Origin of the sequence: Arthrobacter rhizophilus (assembly GCF_026241105.1) — a bacterium.
In the GTDB taxonomy this organism is placed as follows: domain Bacteria; phylum Actinomycetota; class Actinomycetes; order Actinomycetales; family Micrococcaceae; genus Arthrobacter.
Genome location: NZ_JAPFFT010000035.1, coordinates 1 through 21662 on the forward strand (window position 1 = coordinate 1; position 21662 = coordinate 21662).

Annotated in this window: 15 protein-coding genes and 1 pseudogene; 12 read left to right on the forward strand and 4 right to left on the reverse strand. The window is 58.0% G+C overall.

Going from position 1 to position 21662, the window contains the following annotated elements; all coding sequences use genetic code 11:
- The first annotated feature begins 84 nt into the window (after positions 1-84).
- Positions 85-783 carry a M24 family metallopeptidase gene (locus OOZ51_RS19665; RefSeq protein WP_265981495.1) on the forward strand — a complete coding sequence of 233 codons (699 nt, stop codon included), beginning with the start codon at positions 85-87 and terminating at the stop codon, positions 781-783.
- Between the two features lie 11 nt (positions 784-794).
- Here OOZ51_RS19665 and OOZ51_RS19670 read toward each other — a convergent pair whose 3' ends face one another.
- Both OOZ51_RS19670 and OOZ51_RS19675 read right to left on the reverse strand, forming a co-directional pair.
- Positions 795-1463, reverse strand: a complete 669-nt coding sequence (locus OOZ51_RS19670) for a GntR family transcriptional regulator (RefSeq protein WP_265981465.1) — start codon at positions 1461-1463, stop codon at positions 795-797.
- 8 nt (positions 1464-1471) lie between these two features.
- Positions 1472-2011, reverse strand: a complete 540-nt coding sequence (locus tag OOZ51_RS19675; RefSeq protein ID WP_265981466.1) for a VOC family protein — start codon at positions 2009-2011, stop codon at positions 1472-1474.
- 168 nt (positions 2012-2179) lie between these two features.
- On the opposite strand from OOZ51_RS19675, the gene OOZ51_RS19680 reads away from it, so the two are divergent.
- The 6 genes and pseudogenes from OOZ51_RS19680 to pntB all read left to right on the forward strand — a co-directional run bounded on the left by OOZ51_RS19680 (position 2180) and on the right by pntB (position 11025).
- A complete protein-coding gene (locus tag OOZ51_RS19680) occupies positions 2180-4369 on the forward strand; it encodes an alpha-ketoacid dehydrogenase subunit alpha/beta (protein ID WP_265981467.1) in 2190 nt (729 codons plus the stop codon).
- A complete protein-coding gene (locus tag OOZ51_RS19685) occupies positions 4369-5691 on the forward strand; it encodes a dihydrolipoamide acetyltransferase family protein (RefSeq protein ID WP_265981468.1) in 1323 nt (440 codons plus the stop codon). The genes OOZ51_RS19680 and OOZ51_RS19685 overlap by 1 nt, the downstream gene beginning before the upstream one ends.
- A gap of 39 nt (positions 5692-5730) precedes the next feature.
- Complete coding sequence (locus OOZ51_RS19690) at positions 5731-7113, forward strand: aldehyde dehydrogenase family protein (RefSeq protein ID WP_265981470.1); 1383 nt, start codon at positions 5731-5733, stop codon at positions 7111-7113.
- Between the two features lie 117 nt (positions 7114-7230).
- Positions 7231-7919 (forward strand): annotated as a pseudogene (locus OOZ51_RS22565) (YoaK family protein).
- Between the two features lie 82 nt (positions 7920-8001).
- A complete protein-coding gene (locus OOZ51_RS19695) occupies positions 8002-9540 on the forward strand; it encodes a Re/Si-specific NAD(P)(+) transhydrogenase subunit alpha (protein ID WP_265981471.1) in 1539 nt (512 codons plus the stop codon).
- Positions 9541-9597: 57 nt separating this feature from the next.
- Positions 9598-11025, forward strand: a complete 1428-nt coding sequence (gene pntB / locus OOZ51_RS19700; protein WP_265981472.1) for a Re/Si-specific NAD(P)(+) transhydrogenase subunit beta — start codon at positions 9598-9600, stop codon at positions 11023-11025.
- A 3-nt stretch (positions 11026-11028) separates the two neighbouring features.
- Here the strand turns inward: pntB and OOZ51_RS19705 are convergent, their stop codons facing one another.
- Positions 11029-12096, reverse strand: a complete 1068-nt coding sequence (locus OOZ51_RS19705) for a LacI family DNA-binding transcriptional regulator (protein WP_265981473.1) — start codon at positions 12094-12096, stop codon at positions 11029-11031.
- 244 nt (positions 12097-12340) lie between these two features.
- Between OOZ51_RS19705 and OOZ51_RS19710 the strand changes: the two genes are divergently transcribed.
- Entirely contained in the window at positions 12341-13102 is a 762-nt protein-coding gene (locus OOZ51_RS19710) for an MBL fold metallo-hydrolase (protein ID WP_265981474.1), read from the forward strand.
- An 895-nt stretch (positions 13103-13997) separates the two neighbouring features.
- Here the strand turns inward: OOZ51_RS19710 and OOZ51_RS19715 are convergent.
- Complete coding sequence (locus OOZ51_RS19715; protein ID WP_265981476.1) at positions 13998-14777, reverse strand: YoaK family protein; 780 nt, start codon at positions 14775-14777, stop codon at positions 13998-14000.
- A 537-nt stretch (positions 14778-15314) separates the two neighbouring features.
- Here OOZ51_RS19715 and OOZ51_RS19720 point away from each other — a divergent pair.
- The 4 genes from OOZ51_RS19720 to OOZ51_RS19735 all read left to right on the forward strand — a co-directional run bounded on the left by OOZ51_RS19720 (position 15315) and on the right by OOZ51_RS19735 (position 21609).
- The gene (locus tag OOZ51_RS19720) at positions 15315-16220 is read left to right on the forward strand and encodes an alpha/beta hydrolase (RefSeq protein WP_265981477.1); all 906 of its coding nucleotides are present in this window, start codon (positions 15315-15317) and stop codon (positions 16218-16220) included.
- Between the two features lie 1014 nt (positions 16221-17234).
- Entirely contained in the window at positions 17235-18110 is an 876-nt protein-coding gene (locus OOZ51_RS19725; RefSeq protein ID WP_265981478.1) for an HAD hydrolase family protein, read from the forward strand.
- 160 nt (positions 18111-18270) lie between these two features.
- Positions 18271-20136, forward strand: a complete 1866-nt coding sequence (locus OOZ51_RS19730) for a beta-glucoside-specific PTS transporter subunit IIABC (protein ID WP_265981479.1) — start codon at positions 18271-18273, stop codon at positions 20134-20136.
- A gap of 24 nt (positions 20137-20160) precedes the next feature.
- Positions 20161-21609, forward strand: coding sequence for a glycoside hydrolase family 1 protein (locus OOZ51_RS19735; protein ID WP_265981480.1), 1449 nt, complete (start codon positions 20161-20163; stop codon positions 21607-21609).
- The last annotated feature ends 53 nt before the right edge of the window (positions 21610-21662 follow it).

Here is a 21662-nt window from a genome sequence, read left to right on the forward strand (position 1 = left end):
AGATAATCAATAGCGGCCTCAAAGCCGCCTAGCAACGCTAAACCCCGAGAGTCAACGGAATCCGGGGCAGTCCCAATCGTAGCCCTGGCAGCTAAGAAACTCTACGAGTACGGCTCCGATCAGGTCGAGGCAGTTAACGCGATTTCAGGCGAACGTTGCAATCCTCATCCCCACAATTTCACGGATCGCGTTATCCGCCCTGGAGACCAGGCGTTCTTTGACATCATTCACTCCTATATGGGGTACAGAACCTGCTACTACAGAACTTTCAACGTGGGCATGGCTACCGGATCTCAGCGGTCTGCGTACGGCCAAGCGCGTGAGTGGATGGACAACGTTATCACCGGCATCAAACCTGGTATCGGTTCTGATGAACTGGCTTCCCTTTTCCCATCGGCCGACTCGCTCGGTTTCGACGACGAGCTCTCCGCTTTTGGGCTCCAATTCTGCCATGGCTTGGGGCTTGGGTTGCACGAACGGCCAATAGTCTCCCGATTGAACAGCTACCGGGAGCCTGTTGAGATCAAAGCCGGAATGGTCTTTGCGGTTGAAACGTACTGCCCTGCCTCTGACGGTTTTTCTGCGGCCCGGATTGAAGAGGAAGTCGTGGTTACCGAAGAAGGGCCAGTGGTAATCACCAAATACCCAGCGGACGATCTGGTTGTTGCCAACCCATTCTACGCGGCGATGACAGGACCTATCGTGGAGCTGAGCAAAGCCTGGAAGTGCACTTTGCAACTACGGCTACCAAGCCAGAGCATGGACACCCCAAGGATCCACTGACCCGAAAGACGCTAGTGGCCAGCAAAAATTCCTGGATGCTCGGCTAGCTGGAGACGACTTCGTCTGATGTGGCCTGCCAGAACCCGTTCTGCCTCTTCGACGTCCCGGCGTCGAATGGCACCCACGAGAAGTTGATGGTCATAGTGAACACTGCGGTCACCATCGTCGTAGAAGAGACGGGTCGCTTCCCGTCGATAATGCTGGGTCCGATTCCACAAACTCCTGACAGCGTCACCTAACACGGTGGTCTCCGCAGCCTCAAGACAGTTCATGTGAAAATCTCGGTCGAGCACGAGGAAACGCTCGACATCGGTGGTCGCTTCCATTTCGTCCGCGAGGTGCGCAAGGTGTGCGATTTGGGCATCAGACAAGAATGGGATATTCAAGCCCAAGAGGAGGGGTTCAAGTCGTTCCCGCATTCGGTACATTTCCTGACACTCTGCAAGGCTGATCGTGGAAACCCAAGCGCCGGCGTTGGCAACCAATGTCACGAGTCCTTCAGCCTTCAGGATGCGCAACGCGTCACGGACGGGAAGTCGGCTAGCCCCGTGCTGTTCCGCCAGCTCGTCCTGGCGTATCCGCTCACCCGGCGCGTAATCACCGGCCAGAATGGCATCGCGCAGGGTCTCAGCTATGCGTACCCCTGTCGCTCCATGAGTGATGATTTCCGTATCCTCCATTAGCTTCCTTACTCTGCAGGGTGTGATGGATGCCACAGCCGTAGCGGCGCATTCTTCTCATATTCTTTACCATCAGGGAAGCTCACCAGTTCGAACTGCATTCCCCATGGGCTACGGAAGTAGATCCACCTCTGTCCGGTGGCGGACTGTTTACTGGCGGTGGCCTCACCCATAACCTCGACCCCTTGATCCCGCAGGTATGCCACGGCGGCATCCAGATCGTCGACGTAAAAGGCGATGTGATGACCCCCAATGTCACTATTACGCGGCTGCGGATTCTGCCCGTCCGCAGATTCATACAGAAACACCTCAAAATTGGACCCGTGCCCAAGACGGTAGAAGCGGATCTCCTTGATCACGGTTCGTGGATGCACGCCAAGTTGGGTTTCCATCCAGTCATCATCTGATTGCTTAGCGCCCAGACTATAGACCGTCTCGCATCCGAGGACCTCCACAAGGAACTCATGGGCTTCAGCCAAGTCCGGAACGGTGAAGCCGATGTGGTCGGTGCCGCGCATGCCTGGGATACCCCGTTGGGTTGTGTTCATAGCCGCCTCCTCGGGTCTGTTTCAGAGATTGTATCAAATCTAGACCTTTAGGCATTCAGTATTCCTCCATGTGAGTCCAAAAGCCTTGTTTTGTATAAAATCATCCGTTAGTCTCGCAATTGGAACCTCTCAGCGGACGACCGCTGGATTACGACGAAGGTGGCGACGATGCCAAAGAAGAAGCGCTTAGAAACCGGGGTGGACTGGTTCGAGCTTTCGACAACTAAAGCTGACTGGGACTCCGCAGATCCCGACCTCTTGGGCACGATGCTTAGCCAGCTGCATTTGATCCGAGCATTTGAGGAATCGGTGCTTGAGCTCGCCGGGGAGGGTTTGGTTCATGGCCCGGCCCACTCCAGCATTGGACAGGAAGGCGGTGCTGTTGGATCTATCGTGGGGCTACGCTCCACCGACGGCGTTAATGGCTCCCATCGAGGCCACCACCAGTTTCTGGCCAAGGCCATTACACATGTAAGCAACGGGAAGGTAGAACCTTCCGAACCGGTGACGTCAGAGATCCAAAACGTCCTTCAGCGCACTTTGGCAGAAATTCTCGGGCTTGCCCAAGGGTACTGCCGCGGCCGTGGGGGCTCCATGCACCTCCAGTGGTTCGAGGCTGGCGCTCTGGGAACAAATGCGATTGTTGGAGGTGGGGCCCCCTTGGCTGCGGGCAACGCCTGGGCGCAGAAACATAGCGGCACCACAGATCTGACAATCAACTATTTCGGCGATGGCGCCGCCCAGATTGGTTCTGTATTGGAATCACTGAATCTGGCCGCTGCATGGAAATTGCCGGTCTGCTACTTTATTGAGAACAACCTCTACGGTGTGTCGACGCGGGCTGATGAGGTTACTGCCGATCCCCGCTTCTCTGTGCGGGGACAAGGTTTTGGCGTTCCTTCTTGGCGTGTAGACGGTATGGACCCGCTGGCTGTTCACCTGGCCATGGAGGAAGCATCACAGCGAATGCGTTCCGGCGAGGGCCCCACGGTCATTGAGGTCGAAGTCTACCGGTTCTTCCACCAGAACGGCCCCTACCCTGGCAGTGCTTTCGGTTACCGCGGCAAGGAAGAGGAAGCCGAATGGAAAGCCCGCGATCCCCTCGACTTGGTTGCACAACGCATGATTGAGCGCGGGCTGATTGACCACGACGCCGTGGCAGCACTTCGCAGCCGTGTTCAAGAAGCCATGAGCGCGGCCGTCTCGCAGCTTCTCGAGAGCGATCCGGATCGCCCCGGCAAGCGGCGCATTCGTCCCGGGCTGTGGCCTGACGTCAGCTTCGTGAACGTTGGTGTCCGGGGAGATGGTACCGAATTGAACGAAATGCCGGTCGTGGACACAACTACAGCCAATGTGCCCCTTAAAGACATCAAATTTGTTGAGGCTGTCGCAGCTGTCATGGATCATCGAATGGAGCAGGACCCACGCATCGTTGTGATGGGGGAGGACGTCCACCGGCTCAACGGGGGAACAAATGGCGCTACCAAAGGGCTGGCCAAAAAGTACGGCGAAGATCGCGTTCTGGGGACCCCGATCAGCGAGAACGCATTCGTAGGGCTAGCAGGCGGCTTGGCGTTGGATGGACGATTCCGGCCGGTTGTTGAGTTCATGTACCCGGATTTCATGTGGGTGGCCGCCGACCAGGTCTTCAACCAGATCGGCAAGGCTCGGCACATGTTCGGCGGCGATAATCCCGTTCCGTTGGTTCTCCGTACAAAAGTGGCAATGGGGTCCGGCTATGGCTCGCAGCACTTGATGGATCCAGCTGGTATTTTTGCTACCGCCCCTGGCTGGCGAATTGTTGCCCCGTCAACGGCAGCAGACTACGTAGGACTCATGAATGCAGCGCTGGCTCTCGAGGATCCGGTGCTGGTAATCGAGCACGTCGACCTCTACGGAACAAAGGATCAGATTCCGGAAGACAATCTGGACTACATCCTTCCACCCGGGCGAGCTGCCATTCGTCGCAAGGGATCTGAGCTGACCGTCATTAGTTATCTGTCGATGGTCCAGCACAGCCTTAAGGCAATCGAAGAGACCGGCATCGACGCGGAACTTATAGACCTGCGTTGGCTCGATAGGGCATCCATTGACTGGGAGACTATTGGCGAAAGCATCAAGAAGACCAACGCTGTCCTCATTGTTGAGGAAGGAGCCCAGGGAACGTCTTACGGAGGCTGGCTTTCAGACGAAATTCAACGACGCTTCTTCGATTGGCTCGACCAGCCTGTCGCGCGCGTTACCGGGCAAGAAGCCTCGCCTAGCATTTCGAAGGTGTTGGAGAGGGCCGCTATTGCCCGCTTAGAAGAGATCGTTGCTGTCCTCGAGACGGTCCGCAACGGATTCGGAGAACGCTAATGGCTGAGATTCTGCGCATGCCGGAAGTACTCGCGGGTGCGGCTGAGGCTTCAATCCAGGCCTGGCTCGTACGGCCGGGATCAACTCTTGTCCTCGACCAACCCATCGCTGAGGTTGAGACCGAGAAAGCGACCGTCGAGCTGACTGCGGAGTCGGCAGGGGCCCTGGGCCGTATTTTGGTCGAGGAAGGCGAAAACGTTGCTGTTGGCGATCCCATCGCGGTTCTTCTAGCCGACGGCGAAGGCGAGGATTCCGTTGAAGCAGCATTAAAGGAAGCTGGCCTTACACCACACGAACCGGCTGCAGCCTCATCGAAAACGGATCAATACACTGCCTCCGATAAAGCTCTGCCTAGCGCGGTTGAGACTTCAGCTAACGTGCAGACAACGATCCCCGAACCAGTGTCCGGGAGGCGCTTCGTCAGCCCCTTGGTGCGTCGTCTTGCCCGTCAAAATGGTGTGGATCTCGATGAATTGAAGGGTACCGGTCCGGAGGGCCGCATTGTTAGGCGTGATCTCGAACGGTTTATTGCAAAGACCAAGGAGAAGCCAGAATCCACAGGAACCACCGAGGATTCAGCGGCAGCCGCGAACAAGCCGGTTGAAGCATCTCAGTCACCCGCTGCAACGGCCAGTTCAGATGCTTACGTGGACGTTCCCACCGACCGGATGCGTAAGGCGATTGCACGTCGCCTGACGCAAAGTAAGACGACTGTTCCGCATTTCTATCTCACAGCCACATGTCGCGTTGACGCCCTGCTGAAACTTCGTCAGCAGGTAAACCAATCAGCATCCAAGAAAGTGTCCATCAACGATTTCGTGCTTAAGGCAGTCGCAGGTGCGTTGGTGGAAGTACCCGAGGCCAATTCGATTTGGTTGGGCGAGTCCGTACGCCGGTACTCGTCAGTCGACATAGCTGTGGCTGTTGCGACCGAGGGCGGATTAACTACACCTGTTTTGCGGGGAGTAGAACGGATGTCGTTGTCGGAGATTAGTTCAACGGTCGTTGACATGGCTGAGCGGGCCAGGGCCGGGCGGCTCCGCCAGCACGAACTTGAGGGGGGCAGCTTCTCGGTTTCAAACCTGGGGATGTACGGCACCGAGGAGTTCAGCGCAATCTTGAATCCGCCCCAATCCGGCATCTTGGCCGTGGGTACTGCACGAAATGCTCCTGTGGTAAGCCCGGAGGGCGAACTGGAGGTTGGAACAGTCATGACTGTCACCCTGTCAGCCGACCACCGTGTCCTTGATGGCGCCGTAGCCGCACAGTGGCTATCGGCCTTTCAACGTCGTATCGAGAACCCGTTGTCCATCCTTGTCTGATGCGACATCTAACCCTTAACTCTGGTTCAGGAAGGACCCATGGGTACCATTCAAAGCATTGACCCGGCCACCGGTATCGAACTTTTATCCTTTGAGGAAGACAGCGACGACATCGTCGACAACAAGCTGGAAGCGGCCAAGGCAGCGCTTCCACTGTTGTCGGCCGCTGACTGGGGTGGTCGCGCGGTGTGGATGCGCTCGGCGGCTGCGCTTCTAGAGTCTGAAATTGAAGATGTCGCGCTGCTTATCACCAAGGAGATGGGCAAGCCAATTGCCCAATCTCGAGCTGAAGTTCTGAAATCCGCCAATGCGATGAGGTTCTATGCGGATCACGCCGAGGAGTTCCTCGCCGGCCGTGAATTGGAAAGCCCTGAGGTAGTCAATGCCACCGCCGCTGGAACCCGATACGAGCCTCTGGGTGTGGTCCTGGCTGTCATGCCCTGGAACTATCCAATATGGCAAGTTGTCCGCTTCGCTGCTCCCGCCCTTATGGCAGGAAACGCAGGCGTCCTCAAACATGCATCAAATGTTCCGCAATCTGCCATTTACATCGGGGAGCTTTTCACTCGCGCAGGCTTTCCTGAGGGCTCATTTGCTACGCTCCTCATCGGATCGTACCGGGTGGCAGCTGTCATCCGGGATAAGCGCATCGCCGCTGTTACTCTCACAGGCTCAGAAGAAGCAGGGCGTTCGGTTGCTGCTACAGCGGGAGACGTTCTGAAGAAGGCTGTGTTGGAGCTGGGAGGCTCAGATCCTTTCATCGTCATGCCAACTGCCGATATTGATGCAGCCGTTGACACTGCGGTCAAGGCCCGCATCAGCAACAACGGGCAGGCTTGTATCAACGCCAAGCGCTTCATCGTCCACGAGGACATCTTTGACGAATTCACGGGAAAGTTCACCGAGAGAATGTCATCGTTGATTGTTGGCGATCCCTCTGATCCTGCCACTGAAGTTGGGCCTTTGGCCACCGAGTCTGGGCGGAGGGATGTCACGGATCTAGTGGAGGATGCCCGCGGTAAGGGTGCAGAAATCATTACTGGATCATCGCCTTCCGGACCTGACGGTGGCTGGTACTTTCCGCCAACCGTCGTAACAGGACTCACTCCTGAAATGAGGCTGTGGGAAGAAGAAGCTTTCGGCCCCGTCGCTTCGGTTTACTGCGCTGCAAATCTTGACGAGGCGCTCCGACTTGCCAACGCCCTTGAATTCGGGCTGGGGTCCGCCTTCTGGAGCAACGACGAGGTAGAAATTGATCGTGCCGTGCGTGACATCGAGGCCGGTGCTGTTTTCGTCAACGGCATGACCATCTCATATGCGGAGCTCCCCTTTGGCGGCATCAAGCGCTCGGGGTACGGCCGTGAACTGTCGATGGAGGGCATCCGCGAATTCTGCAATCTCAAAACGGTGTGGAAAGCCTGAACTCCGGTTCCAGGACACCAAACGAATAAGGTGCGGCTGCATCTCACTGATGCAGCCCGCCTCATCGTTTCTGGACGCAACGGACCTCACGGACCGATGCCACCATTACTGCTGGCCATGAGAGCTGTTACAGGGTTGGTGGACTCTTTCAGCTACCTATGCCTGGGACAGATCCTCGTGGCCAACATGACTGGCCACGTTGTATTCACAGGCTTTGCCCTAGCTGGCGGTCCTGGCTTTCTGGCTTGGTCATTGGTCTTGGCAATCATCGCTTTTTCGCCGGGGCTTGCATGGGCGGCACCCTCATCTTTGGGCTGGGGCAACATCGTTCCAAGTTGTTGTGTTCCAGCGCAAGTGTTGAGGCTGTCTTGTTCATCGCGGCGGCGGTAGTAGTAGCTGCAGGCGCCGGACGCCCATACGGCAACGTTAGTCTCGTTGCGTTGGTTGTGTTTTTGGGCTTGGCGATGGGCCTCCAGAACGCCATAGTCCGATCGCTCCAAGTCCCGGACCTGACCACCAGTGTACTGACCTTGACCATCACCGGCATCGCCGCAGATGCGGCCTCGCGACAAGGATCAAAGTGGGGCAGGAGGAGCGTTCCCGTACTGGTCATGTGCCTGGGCGGCTCGATTGGCACTGTATTCGTTGTCCATGGGCTTGAAGCTTTATGTCTTGGTCTTGCAGGAACCCTGGCGCTGGTTGTTGCCGGAGCCACCGCCATGACACTGCATTCGTCAGCTAGTTGGACACAAACGGGTGCGCCGACCTTTTCTGTTCCCAAGGCCCAAGGACGGCGGTCAAAATAGCCTTCTACCCCACACGTTTGTTCCGATCATCATGATGCCCCCAAGGGAGGGTGGCACAACAATCGAAAGGACTTTGTTTCAAATGGCACGGATAGGAATAGTTGCTGAGGAAGAGGGGGAGGCACGTGTAGCGGCTACCCCTGCCACCGTGGAGAAGTTGCTTGCGCTTGGCTATGACATCGTCGTCGAGTCGGGTGCGGGGCAAGATGCGTCCTTTTCGGATGAGATGTATCAGGCATCAGGGGCCTCCACTTTTCGGAAGGAACAAACCTGGGCAAGTGACATCGTTCTAAAGGTCAACCCGCCCACCGAAGCTGAAGTCTTGCTGCTGCAGCCGGGTTCGACCCTCGTTGGCTTGCTAAGCCCGGCCTTTCGTCCGGAACTGCTGGAAGCCCTTTCGGCTCGAAATGTCACCGCCCTCGCGATGGACGCTGTGCCGCGAATCTCTCGTGCGCAGTCCATGGACGTGCTGAGCTCCATGGCCAATATTGCCGGCTACCGTGCCGTGGTGGAAGCCGCCAACGAATTTGGTTGGTTTTTCACCGGGCAGGTTACGGCCGCGGGTAAAGTTCCACCGGCAAAGGTCCTGGTCGCGGGAGCTGGAGTTGCGGGACTTGCAGCCATCGGGGCCGCCAGCAGCCTCGGAGCAATCGTCCGGGCAACCGATCCGAGGCCTGAGGTCGCGGACCAGGTCAAATCGATCGGGGGTGAATACCTCGCCGTCGAAGTCGGAGACGATATGGTCTCCACGGACGGATACGCGAAAGCAACGACAGAGGCTTACAACCAACGAGCCGCAGAGATCTACTCCGAACAGGCACGTGAAGTTGACGTTGTAATCACAACCGCACTGATTCCAGGTCGCCCCGCGCCGAAATTGCTGACAGCGGAAGATGTGGCAAGCATGAAGCCCGGCAGTGTAATCGTCGATATGGCTGCCGCCCAAGGGGGAAACGTAGCGGGGTCCGTCGCTGGTCAACGAGTGGTCACCGACAACGGCGTGATAATTCTTGGCTACACCGACCTGCCCTCAAGGCTCCCTGCTCAGTCCTCCCAGCTCTACGGAACCAATCTGGTCAATCTACTGAAGTTGCTGACCCCTGGCAAAGACGGGAAGCTGGTTCTCGACTTCGACGACGTCGTACAACGCTCGGTGACAGTGGTTCGTTTCGGGGAAGTGACCTGGCCACCGCCGGCCGTACTGGTATCAGCAGCGACGCCCACAAGGCTACAAACGGCCAGCAACGCCCCAGCAACGGCGGCATCTTTCAAGCAGCCGTCACCGGCGAAGAGGCTGACGTTTCTACTTATAGGTATCCTGGCCTTGTTGGGCATCACTGCCGTAGCACCTCCTCCGCTTCCGCAGCACTTCACCGTGCTCATTCTTTCGGTGGTCATCGGCTTTTACGTTATTGGAAAAGTTCACCACGCTCTGCACACACCGTTGATGTCTGTCACCAACGCCATCTCCGGCATCATCGTCGTAGGTGCTCTGCTGCAAATCACTCACGCAAATCTGTTGATTCAGGTCTCAGCCTTCGTGGCCGTCCTCTTAGCCAGCATCAACATCTTCGGCGGGTTCGCGGTAACGCGACGCATGCTCGCAATGTTCTCCAAATGACGACGCAAAGCGCCCTCCGTTGCCGTGGGCGCGCTGGAATCGAGCAAGGAACCCATCTTGACTAACGACACATCCGCTCTTCTGAGCGCAGAATCGCTGGCCGGCGCGGCCTATATCGTGGCAGCACTTCTTTTCATATTCAGCCTTGCCGGCCTGAGCAAGCATGAAACTGCACGCTCAGGTGTTGCATACGGTATCGCTGGAATGTCTATTGCGCTGCTTTCCACTGCGTGGCTTGCACTGCAAAATGCATTCACTAACAGCCAGGCCGCACTCGGGATCGCCCTGCTCCTGAGTGCCGTGACTATTGGCGGAACCATCGGGATTCGGCGCGCCAGGGTGGTTCAAATGACAGGAATGCCCGAACTCATTGCATTGCTTCACAGTTTCGTCGGCCTCGCAGCAGTGCTGGTTGCTTGGAACGGCCACCTTGAGGATCCGTCCTTGCCGGGCGCGTTGAAGGACATTCATCACGCAGAAGTATTCATTGGCGTCTTCATAGGTGCAGTAACGTTCACCGGATCGATCATCGCGTATCTTAAACTCTCAGCCCGCATCCAATCGAAGCCTCTCGTCCTGCCAGGGAAGAACTTCCTCAACCTCGGTGCATTGTCGACATTCGTAGGTTTAACGGTCTGGTATGTACTCGATCCTCAGCTCTGGATGCTGGTTACAGTGACTGCAGTGGCTTTGGCCCTAGGCTGGCACCTCGTTGCTTCGATAGGTGGAGGCGACATGCCCGTCGTGGTCTCAATGTTGAACAGTTACTCGGGCTGGGCCGCAGCCGCTGCAGGATTCCTTTTGAACAATGATCTCTTGATTGTCACGGGTGCGCTTGTGGGTTCATCCGGCGCCTATCTGTCTTACATTATGTGCAAGGCCATGAACCGGTCCTTCATTTCAGTTATCGCAGGTGGGTTCGGCATTACAGCCTCGGCTTTCAAGGCAGATCTCAACTTGGGGGAGCATCGCGAGATCTCCACTGAAGACACCGCCGAGCTGCTCAGAAACGCTTCCAGTGTCGTTATCACTCCTGGTTACGGTATGGCAGTGGCACAAGCGCAGCACCACGTCGCGGATCTAACCCGCAAACTTCGGGAACGTGATGTTGACGTCCGATTCGGTATCCATCCCGTTGCAGGTAGATTACCAGGGCACATGAATGTTCTCCTCGCCGAAGCCAAAGTCCCCTACGACATCGTCCTGGAAATGGACGAGATCAACGACGAGTTGTCCGAAACCGAAGTTGTCTTGGTCATAGGTGCAAACGACACAGTGAACCCGGCAGCGGCTGAAGATCCCGGAAGTCCTCTTGCAGGTATGCCTGTACTGAGAGTCTGGGAGGCCGGAAATGTTGTAATCTTCAAACGTTCCATGGCCTCCGGATATGCCGGGGTGCCGAACCCCCTCTTCTTCCGAGACAATTCACAAATGCTCTTCGGCGATGCCAAGGAACGCATGGAGGAAATCCTGCAACGAATTTAAGGACTAAGACTCCGACCCTGATTCAAGGTGGGCGCGCGGACGCGCCGTGGATTCCCTCAGGACTAGTTTTGGAGGGGAGATTCTTTGCACAACCTGGTTCAGGTTCCCCCCTCCCTTGACCAGACCTAACGCCAAGGTAGCCGCCTGCTGCCCCAGCTCAAGGCTGGGGAGGCGGACGCTGGTCAGCGGGGGGGAGATGTGCTCTATCAACGGCTGATCGTTGTAGCCCACCAAGGATACGTCTGCGGGACATGCCAGCCCCTTTTCGGCTATTGCCTTCAGTGCTCCAAGTGCCATCAGGTCGTTGTGCGCGAAAATGGCGGTTGGGCGGTCCGGCGTGGACTGCGAAAGAATCAACGCTGCCAGTCTTTGGCCTTCTTCCACCGATGGGCTTCGGGCTTGGTCTCTGATCGAGACATCACGCGCCACCGACCTGGAAAGAACCGATGAGTAACCCGCAGAGCGGCGCACGAACGACGATACATCGTGCGGTCCTTGGATCTGTGCGATTCTGGGGTGTCCGAGGGTGACCAGGTGCCGAGTGGCGAGCTGCGCGCCTAGGAAATCGTCGTGGGTAACGGCGGGAAACGGCCAAGGACCACCGACGGTCCGCACCGCAAGTACCAAAGGTATGGCAGTCGCCGCTTTCATTACGGTCTGGTAATCCGATTCATGGGCTGCACAAAGAATTATCGCGTCGGCTCTTCTGGCAATCAGCTGATCCAGTATCCGTTTTAGGTTCCCACTATGCTCATGGGTTTCTGCGATCAACGACAGCGTCTTCTGTTCGCGGAGAACCTCCTCGACTCCGCGCAATAAGGGAGGCACGAACGGGTTGGCAACGTCTGCGACGACGATACCAACCATTCCGGTCACGTTTTTCCTGAGGCCCTGAGCAAGCGTGTTAAGTCTGTATCCAACTTCCTCAGCAACTCGCACCACGCGTTCCCGCGTCTCTACTCGGACTAAGTCGCGTCGGGCAGGATCCAAGGCCCGGGAAGCAGTTGCTGGATGAACACCAGCCAGACGTGCCACATCCTTGAGTGTCATCGACGACCGATTGACTTCCATGGGGGAAGTCTATTCAACACCTTCCATCTCGCGCACCTCAGCATGAAGCTCGTGGATTCATCCGTGCTGGCCTGTGAACTGTTGAGAGCACTTAAGCAGCACTTAAGCCCTTGGGAACGGCTGAGGGGTAATCACTGAGAAGTCCAGCCTCTGATACGGCGATTGCTTCAAGCTGTTAAGTTGTGCTGTACTGCCGGTGAAGGGGCGTCCTTCGTTGGATTTTCGTTAAGTAGATGGTGGAGAAGTGACCAACAGAATTTCCCTGACAAAATTCGGCCATGCGTGCGTTCGTTTAGAGAAGGACGGCACTCGCCTTGTGATCGACCCAGGCAATCTCACGGATCTGGATGAGGCGTTGGAAGGGGCTGAGAACATTCTTGTGACTCATCAACACCCTGATCATCTGGACGAGCCGAAGGTCCTGACCTTCATGGCATCCTCGTCAGGTGTGACAGTTCGGGCACCTGAGATTCCTGCAGAAAGACTGAGGGCCTCGTCGGCTGATTTCGGCGTCGACCCATCGCGAATAATTTCGGTTGGACCCGGTGATCGGTTCAAATTAGCCGGCTTCTCAATAGAGACCGTTGGAGGCCAACACGCAGTGATTCACCCCAATATTCCTGTTGTCGAGAACAACGGATACATCGTTGATGGCCTGATCTATCATCCTGGTGACAGCTTCGTTGTACCTTCGGGCTCGGCTCCGGATACCTTGTTGGTTCCACTGAATGCTCCTTGGAACAAGATGGCGGAAATGGTGGACTTTGTAACAGCCGTCAGACCGCGTCAGGCGATACCCATCCATGACGGTCTGCTCAACGAGCCTGGCATGGACCTTTACAGGAAAAGGGCCGGCATGTTCGCCCGTCGTCACGGAGTAAACCTGGAAATCCTCGATGTGGGCGATAGCGTTGTGGTTGAAGGCGAACGACCGATCACAAACATCGAAGCTGCTGACGATGGCGCATTTCACGATGCCCTTGATGTTCAGCATTTCAACGGCTGACATCGCATCTATGGGCCATAAGCTACCACTTTGGCTCGTGCCACATTTCAACTCGATGCTTGGATGCGGGCCTCAGCTCGCCAAAGCAGGCAAATTGCACATACATAAATAGCGTCCGGACGAAACGATATGGCGTATGCGCCGCTGATCCCGGAAGCTTCAGCTGGCGCCACGGTGGTGCTCAACGAGATTCAGATGGTCTTTGCCCCCGGCATTCCCTTTAGACCGAGGCTTGGGCGCGGTTGCTTAGTCGTGGGGCCGTGCTATGGCTCCCGAGCCTTGGTTTAGGTACCGGGAATAGGCGTCAGAAACTCACGGACTCGGCCATAAACACAGGACGCGAGGAGCGCAGGCAGCACGCGACCATATAGTCAACCTCGGAGGCTGCCCACTCTTGGGGCGGAGAAGCCATCCGGTGAAGCCTACGCAGACATCAGAATCAGAGCCGTCTGCACTAGGGTCATCTAAACGTCATGCAGTGACGATCCGCCCGAGTGGTCGAGGGAAAATTGTTAGACCCAGCGGTCCCGCGCTTTTGTCGTGCTGACAGTCCGCCTGATCACAACGGCTCAGTACGGACGCAACCGCAACCTTCCCTGGGGCGGTCATAACGAATTCACGTCAGGAATTCGCGTCAGCCGCAATCGGACGCTGTGTTAAGGTTCCTCCGGTGCCCGCTGGAAGACAGCACATTGTTGAACAATTTCGCCCTGCCCAGGATTTCCAGCCAAATGGCAGGAACTCCTGGGCAGCGACAGCACGTTGCTGTCCCGGTCGGCTGCCAGAACGAGTGGCGCGGTGCATTTACGGACGTGAACGGTTAATCCACAATCAGCCGGCAACTGACCTTGAAACCCAACGTAAGGACAACAGGGGATGAGTCCCTCTGCTTGGGCTAGATAACTTCTTCCAGACCTTTGCTTCTCATCGGGCGTGATCCGACATGTCCGATGAAGCTAACAACAAGGATCAAGAGACCTGAGTAGATCAAGGCCCCCCCTAAACTCAGTCTCACGATGACAGCACCGGCCGCCGCTCCCAGGAGGATGGCTAAGATTGCCGCCGATCGGCGGTTGAAGAACCTCCGGTTGCTGCCGTGGAACAGCTCGCCCGCCAACGCAGTCAAAGTTGACGTTACAACAACTGTCGGAACATCCCGCACGGCAAGCTTCCTGGCCACCAAGGCTTGGACTCCCATTGCAATTGCTGAAAATGACGACATGAGCACCTGGGCACCTGAGTCAGGCCGATCATTTTGAAGCAACGACAAAGCCCCCATTGCTATAACAATCAGTCCAGCGAGCAACAGCAGGATTGCTCCAGAAACTGACCACGTACTGGATGTCCGGCGGAGTACGAGGCCCGAGACAGCAGCTCCAAGGGCGAAGCAGAGCAAGGCAGCCAGGGGACCCACGACCGGTAGACCGTCGCCGCCAATCAAAGCCATCCCCAAGATGGCGACGTTTCCAGTCATATTGCCGATGAACACGTGGTTCAGCGATAGATATCCAATGGCATCGACGATTCCCGTTCCGAAAGTCAAGGTGAGGAGCAGCACGAGTATCAGACGGTTCCAGCGCTGTTCAATGCCGCCTTCGCCACGGGCTCGCCGCTTCTGAGGCTCCCGCGCAGTCAGCTCCGCGCCTTGCATTGGGACTACGGGTGGGATGGACATGACTAAACTCCTGGGATCTGGTGATGACCGTAGTTGAAATCGTCGCGATTTATTGAGCCTCTTGATTAGTTCAAGACGTGCAGTTAGCAAATGTCTGGCCTTAGGTGGAGCGGCTTGGCCCCGACGGCAGGCCATACCATCCCAACCAGCCTGGCCTCTTCACCCCAGCGTGGAACCCGTCGACGGGGCGGAGGGACATTCCCGCAATTGGCTTGCCACCTCAGTACAGCACGGATGAACAATGATGGACAACAGGTGGGTGTAATCATTGAAAACCGGGCCTCGATTAAGAAGAACCTTCAGTAACACTTTACGGCCCGTGAACGTAAGACGTATTCTACGGATGCCGGTTCGTTCAGGTCAGCTCTGTCTCGGCTTAGTTCATGGACCCAGAATCGACCGTGGTCCGACCGGCCCACTCCGCCCGGTTCTCCCCATTACGAGAACACAAGTTGCCCTGCTTCCGCCGAAGACCTGCCGAGAAAATGACCGCTCCCGACCATCGACGCCGGGCCTATGACGCGAAAGACTTTCAAAATGCTTAGCATTCCCGAGGAGTCAGAATGTTCTTCAGAGTATGTCTTTCTGAACTACACGCAGGACGAGCTAGATGACGCATACAACCAGCTCCGCTACGCTCGTGAAGCTGCGTCCGTTGGTGACTTGTATAACTCATTGAGTATACGCACGCGATCGTCGAATAACTTCAGCAGTCATTCCTACGGGGCTTCCGCGGATGAAACCTTAGATTACTTCCATTCGGAAACTGCCGACTCAAACCCTATTTTCATTTTCATTCACGGAGGCGAGTGGCGGCTGGGAACAAAAGAGATGTACTCATTCTTGGCCCCTGCCTTCCTTGATGCAGGTATTGACTTTGTGAGTCTGGATTTCTCTCTAATTCCTTCAGTCCGAATTCCAGAAATGTCCTCTCAGATCCATGAAGCTGTCCGGTGGATATATAATCACTCGCGGGAACTGGGAGGAAACCCTGACCAGATCGTCATTGGGGGGCACAGCTCAGGAGCTCACTTGGCTGCAGTCCTCGCTGTGAGCGATTGGACAGGCTACTCCGTACCTCAGGATGTAGTGAAGGGCGCTTTGTGTTTGAGCGGTGTTTACGATCTATATCCAGTCATCCTCAGCTATAGGAAAGGCTTTGTTTCTCTCTCTACCGAAGAAGTCCTTTCCTACTCACCGATACGACACATCTCGCCGGAACGGAAGGGTGGGTTTATTGTGAGCCACGGGACCCGCGAAACCCCCGAATTCCAAAGACAGTCCGCAGCCTTTGCCGCAATGCTTGGCGCCGGGGCTCGCGATCTAGTTGTCATGGAAGACCGCGATCACTTCGAGGTCCTTCTGGAACTCGCAAACAGCCAATCAGTTCTGTTCCAGAAAGTGATTTCCCTCGTCACTGATATAAAAACCCGCTATCAGTAGATCGCATTAGCCTTTTTCGGAACAGAATCCCTTGGGCTAATAAGTACATCGAATTTCAATGCTCTGGACGATGATTGGGCAATAGGATCTCGGCCTTGTAAAGCTCGCGTTATCAATCTCACTTCCGCTTGTCTGCTCGAGTCGAGATGCCTCCGTTATGCCGTCCCGAATAGATCGCCCACAGCGCAGCAACCCATGCACGCTCATAACTGGGGGCGGCTCGGTTCGCGTGCTGCGCACCAGAAGTACTAAGCGCCTGGTTGGCGACACCGCTGACGGGTGAGACTTGTATGAGGGCGGCGTGGGCTCTGTGCTGATTGCGGTACTCGATGAAGTCGGGGTAGCAGGATTGACGTCCGACTTCTGAGGTATGGGCAGGCACCGGCCCCATCGATGAGGACGGTTGTGAACTCCTTGGAGCAGTAGCAGGGGCGACTATTAGCGTCGGACGTTCTAGTTTTGGACGCTCCGGACGGCAAAGGTGGCTATGTCATTGCGCATGAATGCCGCGGCTGCTTCCTTGATTTGGTCGAGCAAATTCGGAGTAAACAACCGGGAATAGTCACCCCGCAGCGGGGTGCACGAAGAATAGTCACAGACCTTGCCGCGGCTTTGATGTGGTTCGGTCGAGATCCTGGGTCCGGTAATTCGCTTCGCCGTACACCCGCCCTTGGATGCATGCCCGCTGGCGTCGGAAATCCCTTGCTTCTTGACGTGTGCATGGATTATCTCGCCTCTTTGCCCCATGACCCAGCACACGCCTCGCGGTGTGAGCCGGGTCCAGTGCGGGCCCATTAACGGCTGGCTCCTACAGTCTTGGGGGCGGGCTTCACAATCGCGGTAACAGCGGGACCAGCGGGCTGCTGTAGGCGGCAACTTTAACTGACCGGCGTCGGAAAATCCGGCAGACCGTTCGCGGCAGGTTTTTGACCCGTGGCGGCAAGCATTTTTGAACAGCACGCGGAGTGTAAACCGCTTGGGGTCACAGGGCCCGCGCCGGTATAATCCGGAGCCATGAGCGCTGAGCCGAGCACCAGAAATCCGAGCACCACGATCCCCGCGGCCGCATTCCGCGCCGTCTTCCTCGACGTGGACGGCACCTACGCGGATTACGGCGTGGTGCCGGACGGACATGTGCGTGCCGTACGTGCCGCCCGGGCCGCCGGCCACAAGGTGTTCCTGTGCACGGGCCGACCTCTCACGATGCTCCCAGAGGCCATCCGCGGCGCGGGATTCGATGGGATTGTTGCCAGCGCTGGTGCCTACGCGGAAGTGCGAGGAGCCGTGCTCGTGGACCTGCGCTTCCCGCCGGACCTTGCCGCCCGCACCGTGGCCACGCTCGACGCCCATGACGCCGTGTACGTCCTGGAGGCCCAGGAATCCCTGCATGTCCCGCCGGCCGCGGAAGGACGCTTGCACGCCATCATCGAGGAACACTTCAGCCAGCTTCCGGACGGTGGTGAGCTTGGTGCATCTGCCATCCTCGGCGCCCTGCAGCACGACGGGGACCTCTCGAAGGTGCCGTTCTCCAAGGTTTCGGTGTTCGACTCCGCGGCACCCATGCGGCAACTGGTGGCCGAGATCGGCGAGGGCATCGCCGCCGTCGAGAACTCCATTGCGGACGAAGGCCGCCACGCCGGTGAGCTGTACCAGCGCGGCATCAGCAAGGCCGACGGCGTCGCCGCGGTGATCGCGCACTTCGGCATCCCGCGGGAGGACACCATCGCAGTGGGCGACGGCGAGAATGACCTTGAGATGGTCGCTTTCGCGGGGATCGGAGTCGTTATTGAAGGGTCGTCGCCGGAGCTGCTGGCGCTGGCTGACCGCACGGCCGCCCCGCCCGCGCAGGAGGGTCTGGTGGCTGTGTTCGAGGATCTCGGGCTGACCTGACTTGCCCGTGACGCGAATCACGGCTATGCTCTCCAAAACAGGCGATGTAGCCTGAAAGGATTGTTACCCGAAAAACGGGGCAAGACCTGAGACACACGGTGACGTGTGGCTCGGGTCTTTTTTTATGCCCAAAACACGGCAATGGACAGAAAGGACTGTTATGGCTTCTCTTGATTACAAGTCACTGGCTGCCGGTATCTTGGAGAAGGTGGGCGGCGAGGAGAACATCGCCGGCGCCACCCACTGTGCTACCCGGTTGCGTTTGAAACTGCACGACGAATCCAAGGCTAATACCGCTGCAGTGGAGCAGTTGCCCGGCGTGATTACCGTGATGAAGGCGGGCGGCCAGTACCAGGTGGTGGTGGGGAACAACGTCCCGTTGGTCTTCGCTGAACTCGGCAAGATCTCCCGCTTCGGTTCCGAGGACGCCCACGCCGAGGCCCCGGCCCAGGGCAACCTGTTCAACCGCTTCATCGACATGGTGTCAGCGATTTTCACGCCGATCCTGTGGACGCTGGCCGCCTCCGGCCTGATCAAAGCGTTCTTGAGCATGGCTTCCACCTTTGGTTGGGTGGACCACGCAGATCCGACCTTCGTGATCCTGACCGCAGCCGCAGACTCCCTGTTCTACTTCCTCCCCGTCTTCCTGGCGGTCACCGCGGCCCGCCATTTCAAGACCAACCAGTTCACGTCCATGGCCATCGCGGGTGCCCTGGTCTACCCGAGCATCGTCGCCCTCGCCTCGGCCGGCAAACCTGTGGAGTTCGCAGGCATCCCTGTGGTGATGATGAACTACGCCAGCTCGGTGATTCCGATCGTGGCGGCGGTGTGGCTGCAGGGGTACATCGAACGTGCATTGCTTAAGGTGCTGCCTTCGGTCTTCCGGAACTTGATGACGCCCGTGCTGTCCTTGACAGTGATGGTGCCGTTGACCCTCATAACGGTCGGCCCGATTACCACGTTCGCCTCGCAGGCCCTCTCTGCAGGTGTTTCCGCATTGTTCGGTTTTGCTCCCTGGTTGGCCGGTGCCGTCCTCGGTGGCCTGTGGCAGGTCATCGTCCTGTTCGGTCTGCACTGGGGCTTGCTCCCGATCGTGACCAGTGAGCTGGCCAACACGGGGCATTCGCTCTTCATGGCCCCGCTTTTCCCCGCTGTCATGGCACAGGTCGCCGCGATGGCAGCGGTGGCCATCCGCACGCGCAGCGCCAAGCGTCGTCAGGTCGCCACCTCGGCCGTCTTCTCCGGCTTCCTGGCCGGCGTCACCGAGCCTGGCATTTATGGTGTGAACCTGCCCCTGAAGAAGCCCTTCTTCTTCGGCGTCGCTGGCGGTGCCGTGGGTGGCGCCATCGCTGCGATCGGTGGCAGCGCTGCCAGCTCGTTCGTCTTCTTTTCTGTCATGGCACTCCCGGCATTCACGGCCGTGGGCAGCTTCGCTGTTTTTCTTCTGGGCACGGCCGTCGCCATGGTCATCGCGTTCGCCCTGACTTTCTTCTTCGGTCCACGTGAACAGGCCGACGACGACGCGGAGGCGGCCGCGTCGGACGCCGCGGCCCCGGTGTCCCCCACGGCCGGCAACGTGTCCGTCCTCGCCCCGGTCTCCGGATCCGTCGTCGCACTCTCCGAGGTGCAGGACAAGGTGTTCGCATCCGGCGCCATGGGCGCCGGCCTGGGCATCGTGCCCGACGAGGACCGGGTCCATTCCCCCGTCGCCGGCACCGTGCAGGCGGTCATGAAGACCGGTCATGCCTACGGCATCAAGTCGGATGCGGGCGTGGAGGTCCTGGTGCACATCGGCATTGACACGGTGCAGATGAAGGGTGAGGGCTTCGAGCCTGCCGTGACCCGCGGTGAGCGCGTCGAGGCGGGCCAGCTGCTCGCTACGGTGGACCGCGCCAAGGTCCTTGAGGCCGGCTACGACACCACCACACTCATGGTGATCACCAACACCAAGGACCTGACCGCCGTCGTACCTCTTGCGGTGGGACACGTCACGCACGGCGTCCCCGCACTCGACGTCGAACTCTGACCAGCGCAACAGGAGGAGAAAAGCATGAGCCAAGCAATGACCAAGCCCGCCACCGGGCCCTTCCCGGACGGATTCCTCTGGGGCGGTGCGACCGCCGCGAACCAGATTGAAGGCGCTTACGCGGAGGGCGGCAAGGGCCTGTCCATCCAGGACGTGATGCCGAAGGGCATCACCGCGCCTCCCACTGAAGGACCCACCGATGACAACCTCAAGCAGGTGGCGATCGACTTCTACCACCGCTATGCGGAGGACATCGCGCTCTTCGCCGAGATGGGCTTCAAGGTCTACCGCTTCTCCATTGCCTGGAGCCGGATCTTCCCCAATGGCGATGACGAGCAGCCCAACGAGGAAGGCCTGGCCTTCTATGAGCGGGTGCTGGACGAACTGGAGAAGCACGGCATCGAGCCGCTCGTGACAATCAGCCACTACGAGACACCACTGAACCTGGCCCGCAGCTACGGCGGCTGGACCAACCGCGCGCTCATCGGCTTCTACGAGCGGTACTGCCGGATTCTGTTCGAGCGCTTCGGATCCCGGGTGAAGTATTGGCTGACGTTCAACGAGATCAACTCGATCATTCATGAGCCCTTCGTCTCCGGTGGCATTCCATTGCCGCGGCAGGGGCTGACGGAACAGGACCTTTACCAGGCCATCCACCATGAATTGGTTGCGTCAGGCCGGGTCACACGCATGGCCCATGGACTGATGCCGGATGCCCAGGTGGGCTGCATGATCGTCGCGCATCCGGTGTACCCGCTCACTCCGTCCCCGGATGATGTCGAGCAGGCCATGCACACTGCCCATGCCAGCTACGCGTTCGGCGACATCCACTGCCGGGGCGAGTACCCGGGCTACCTTCTGCGTCATTTCAGGGACAACGGGGTTGAACTGGACGTGACGGAACAGGACCGCGAGGACCTACGGAACACGGTGGACTTTGTCTCCTTCAGTTACTATATGAGCATCTGCGAGTCGGCCGATGCCTCAATTACGAAGGGCCCCGGCAACATCATGGGCGGTGTGCCGAACCCGACACTTGAGGCCTCGGAGTGGGGATGGCAGATTGACCCGCAGGGCCTACGCGTGATTATCAATGATTATTGGGAACGGTGGCAGAAGCCGCTGTTCATCGTGGAGAACGGGCTGGGCGCCCTCGACGTCCTGGTGGAGGTGGACGGCGTCCCGACCGTCGAGGACGACTACCGAATCCGCTACATGAACGACCACCTGGTCCAGGTCCGTGAGGCGATCGCGGACGGGGCCCAGGTGATGGGCTACACCTCGTGGGGCTGCATCGACATTGTGAGTGCCGGAACTTCCCAGCTGAGCAAGCGGTATGGCTTCATCTACGTGGACCGGAACGACGACGGCACGGGTACCTTGGAGCGGTACCGAAAGAAGTCCTTCGGCTGGTACCGGGACGTCATCGCAAGCGACGGCGCAGTAGTGGACAACGGCGTAGCAGTCGCCTGATCCCAGCAGGGCTGGGCTTCCTGCCCCGTCCTGCTTACCCTTCGGGGGAAGGA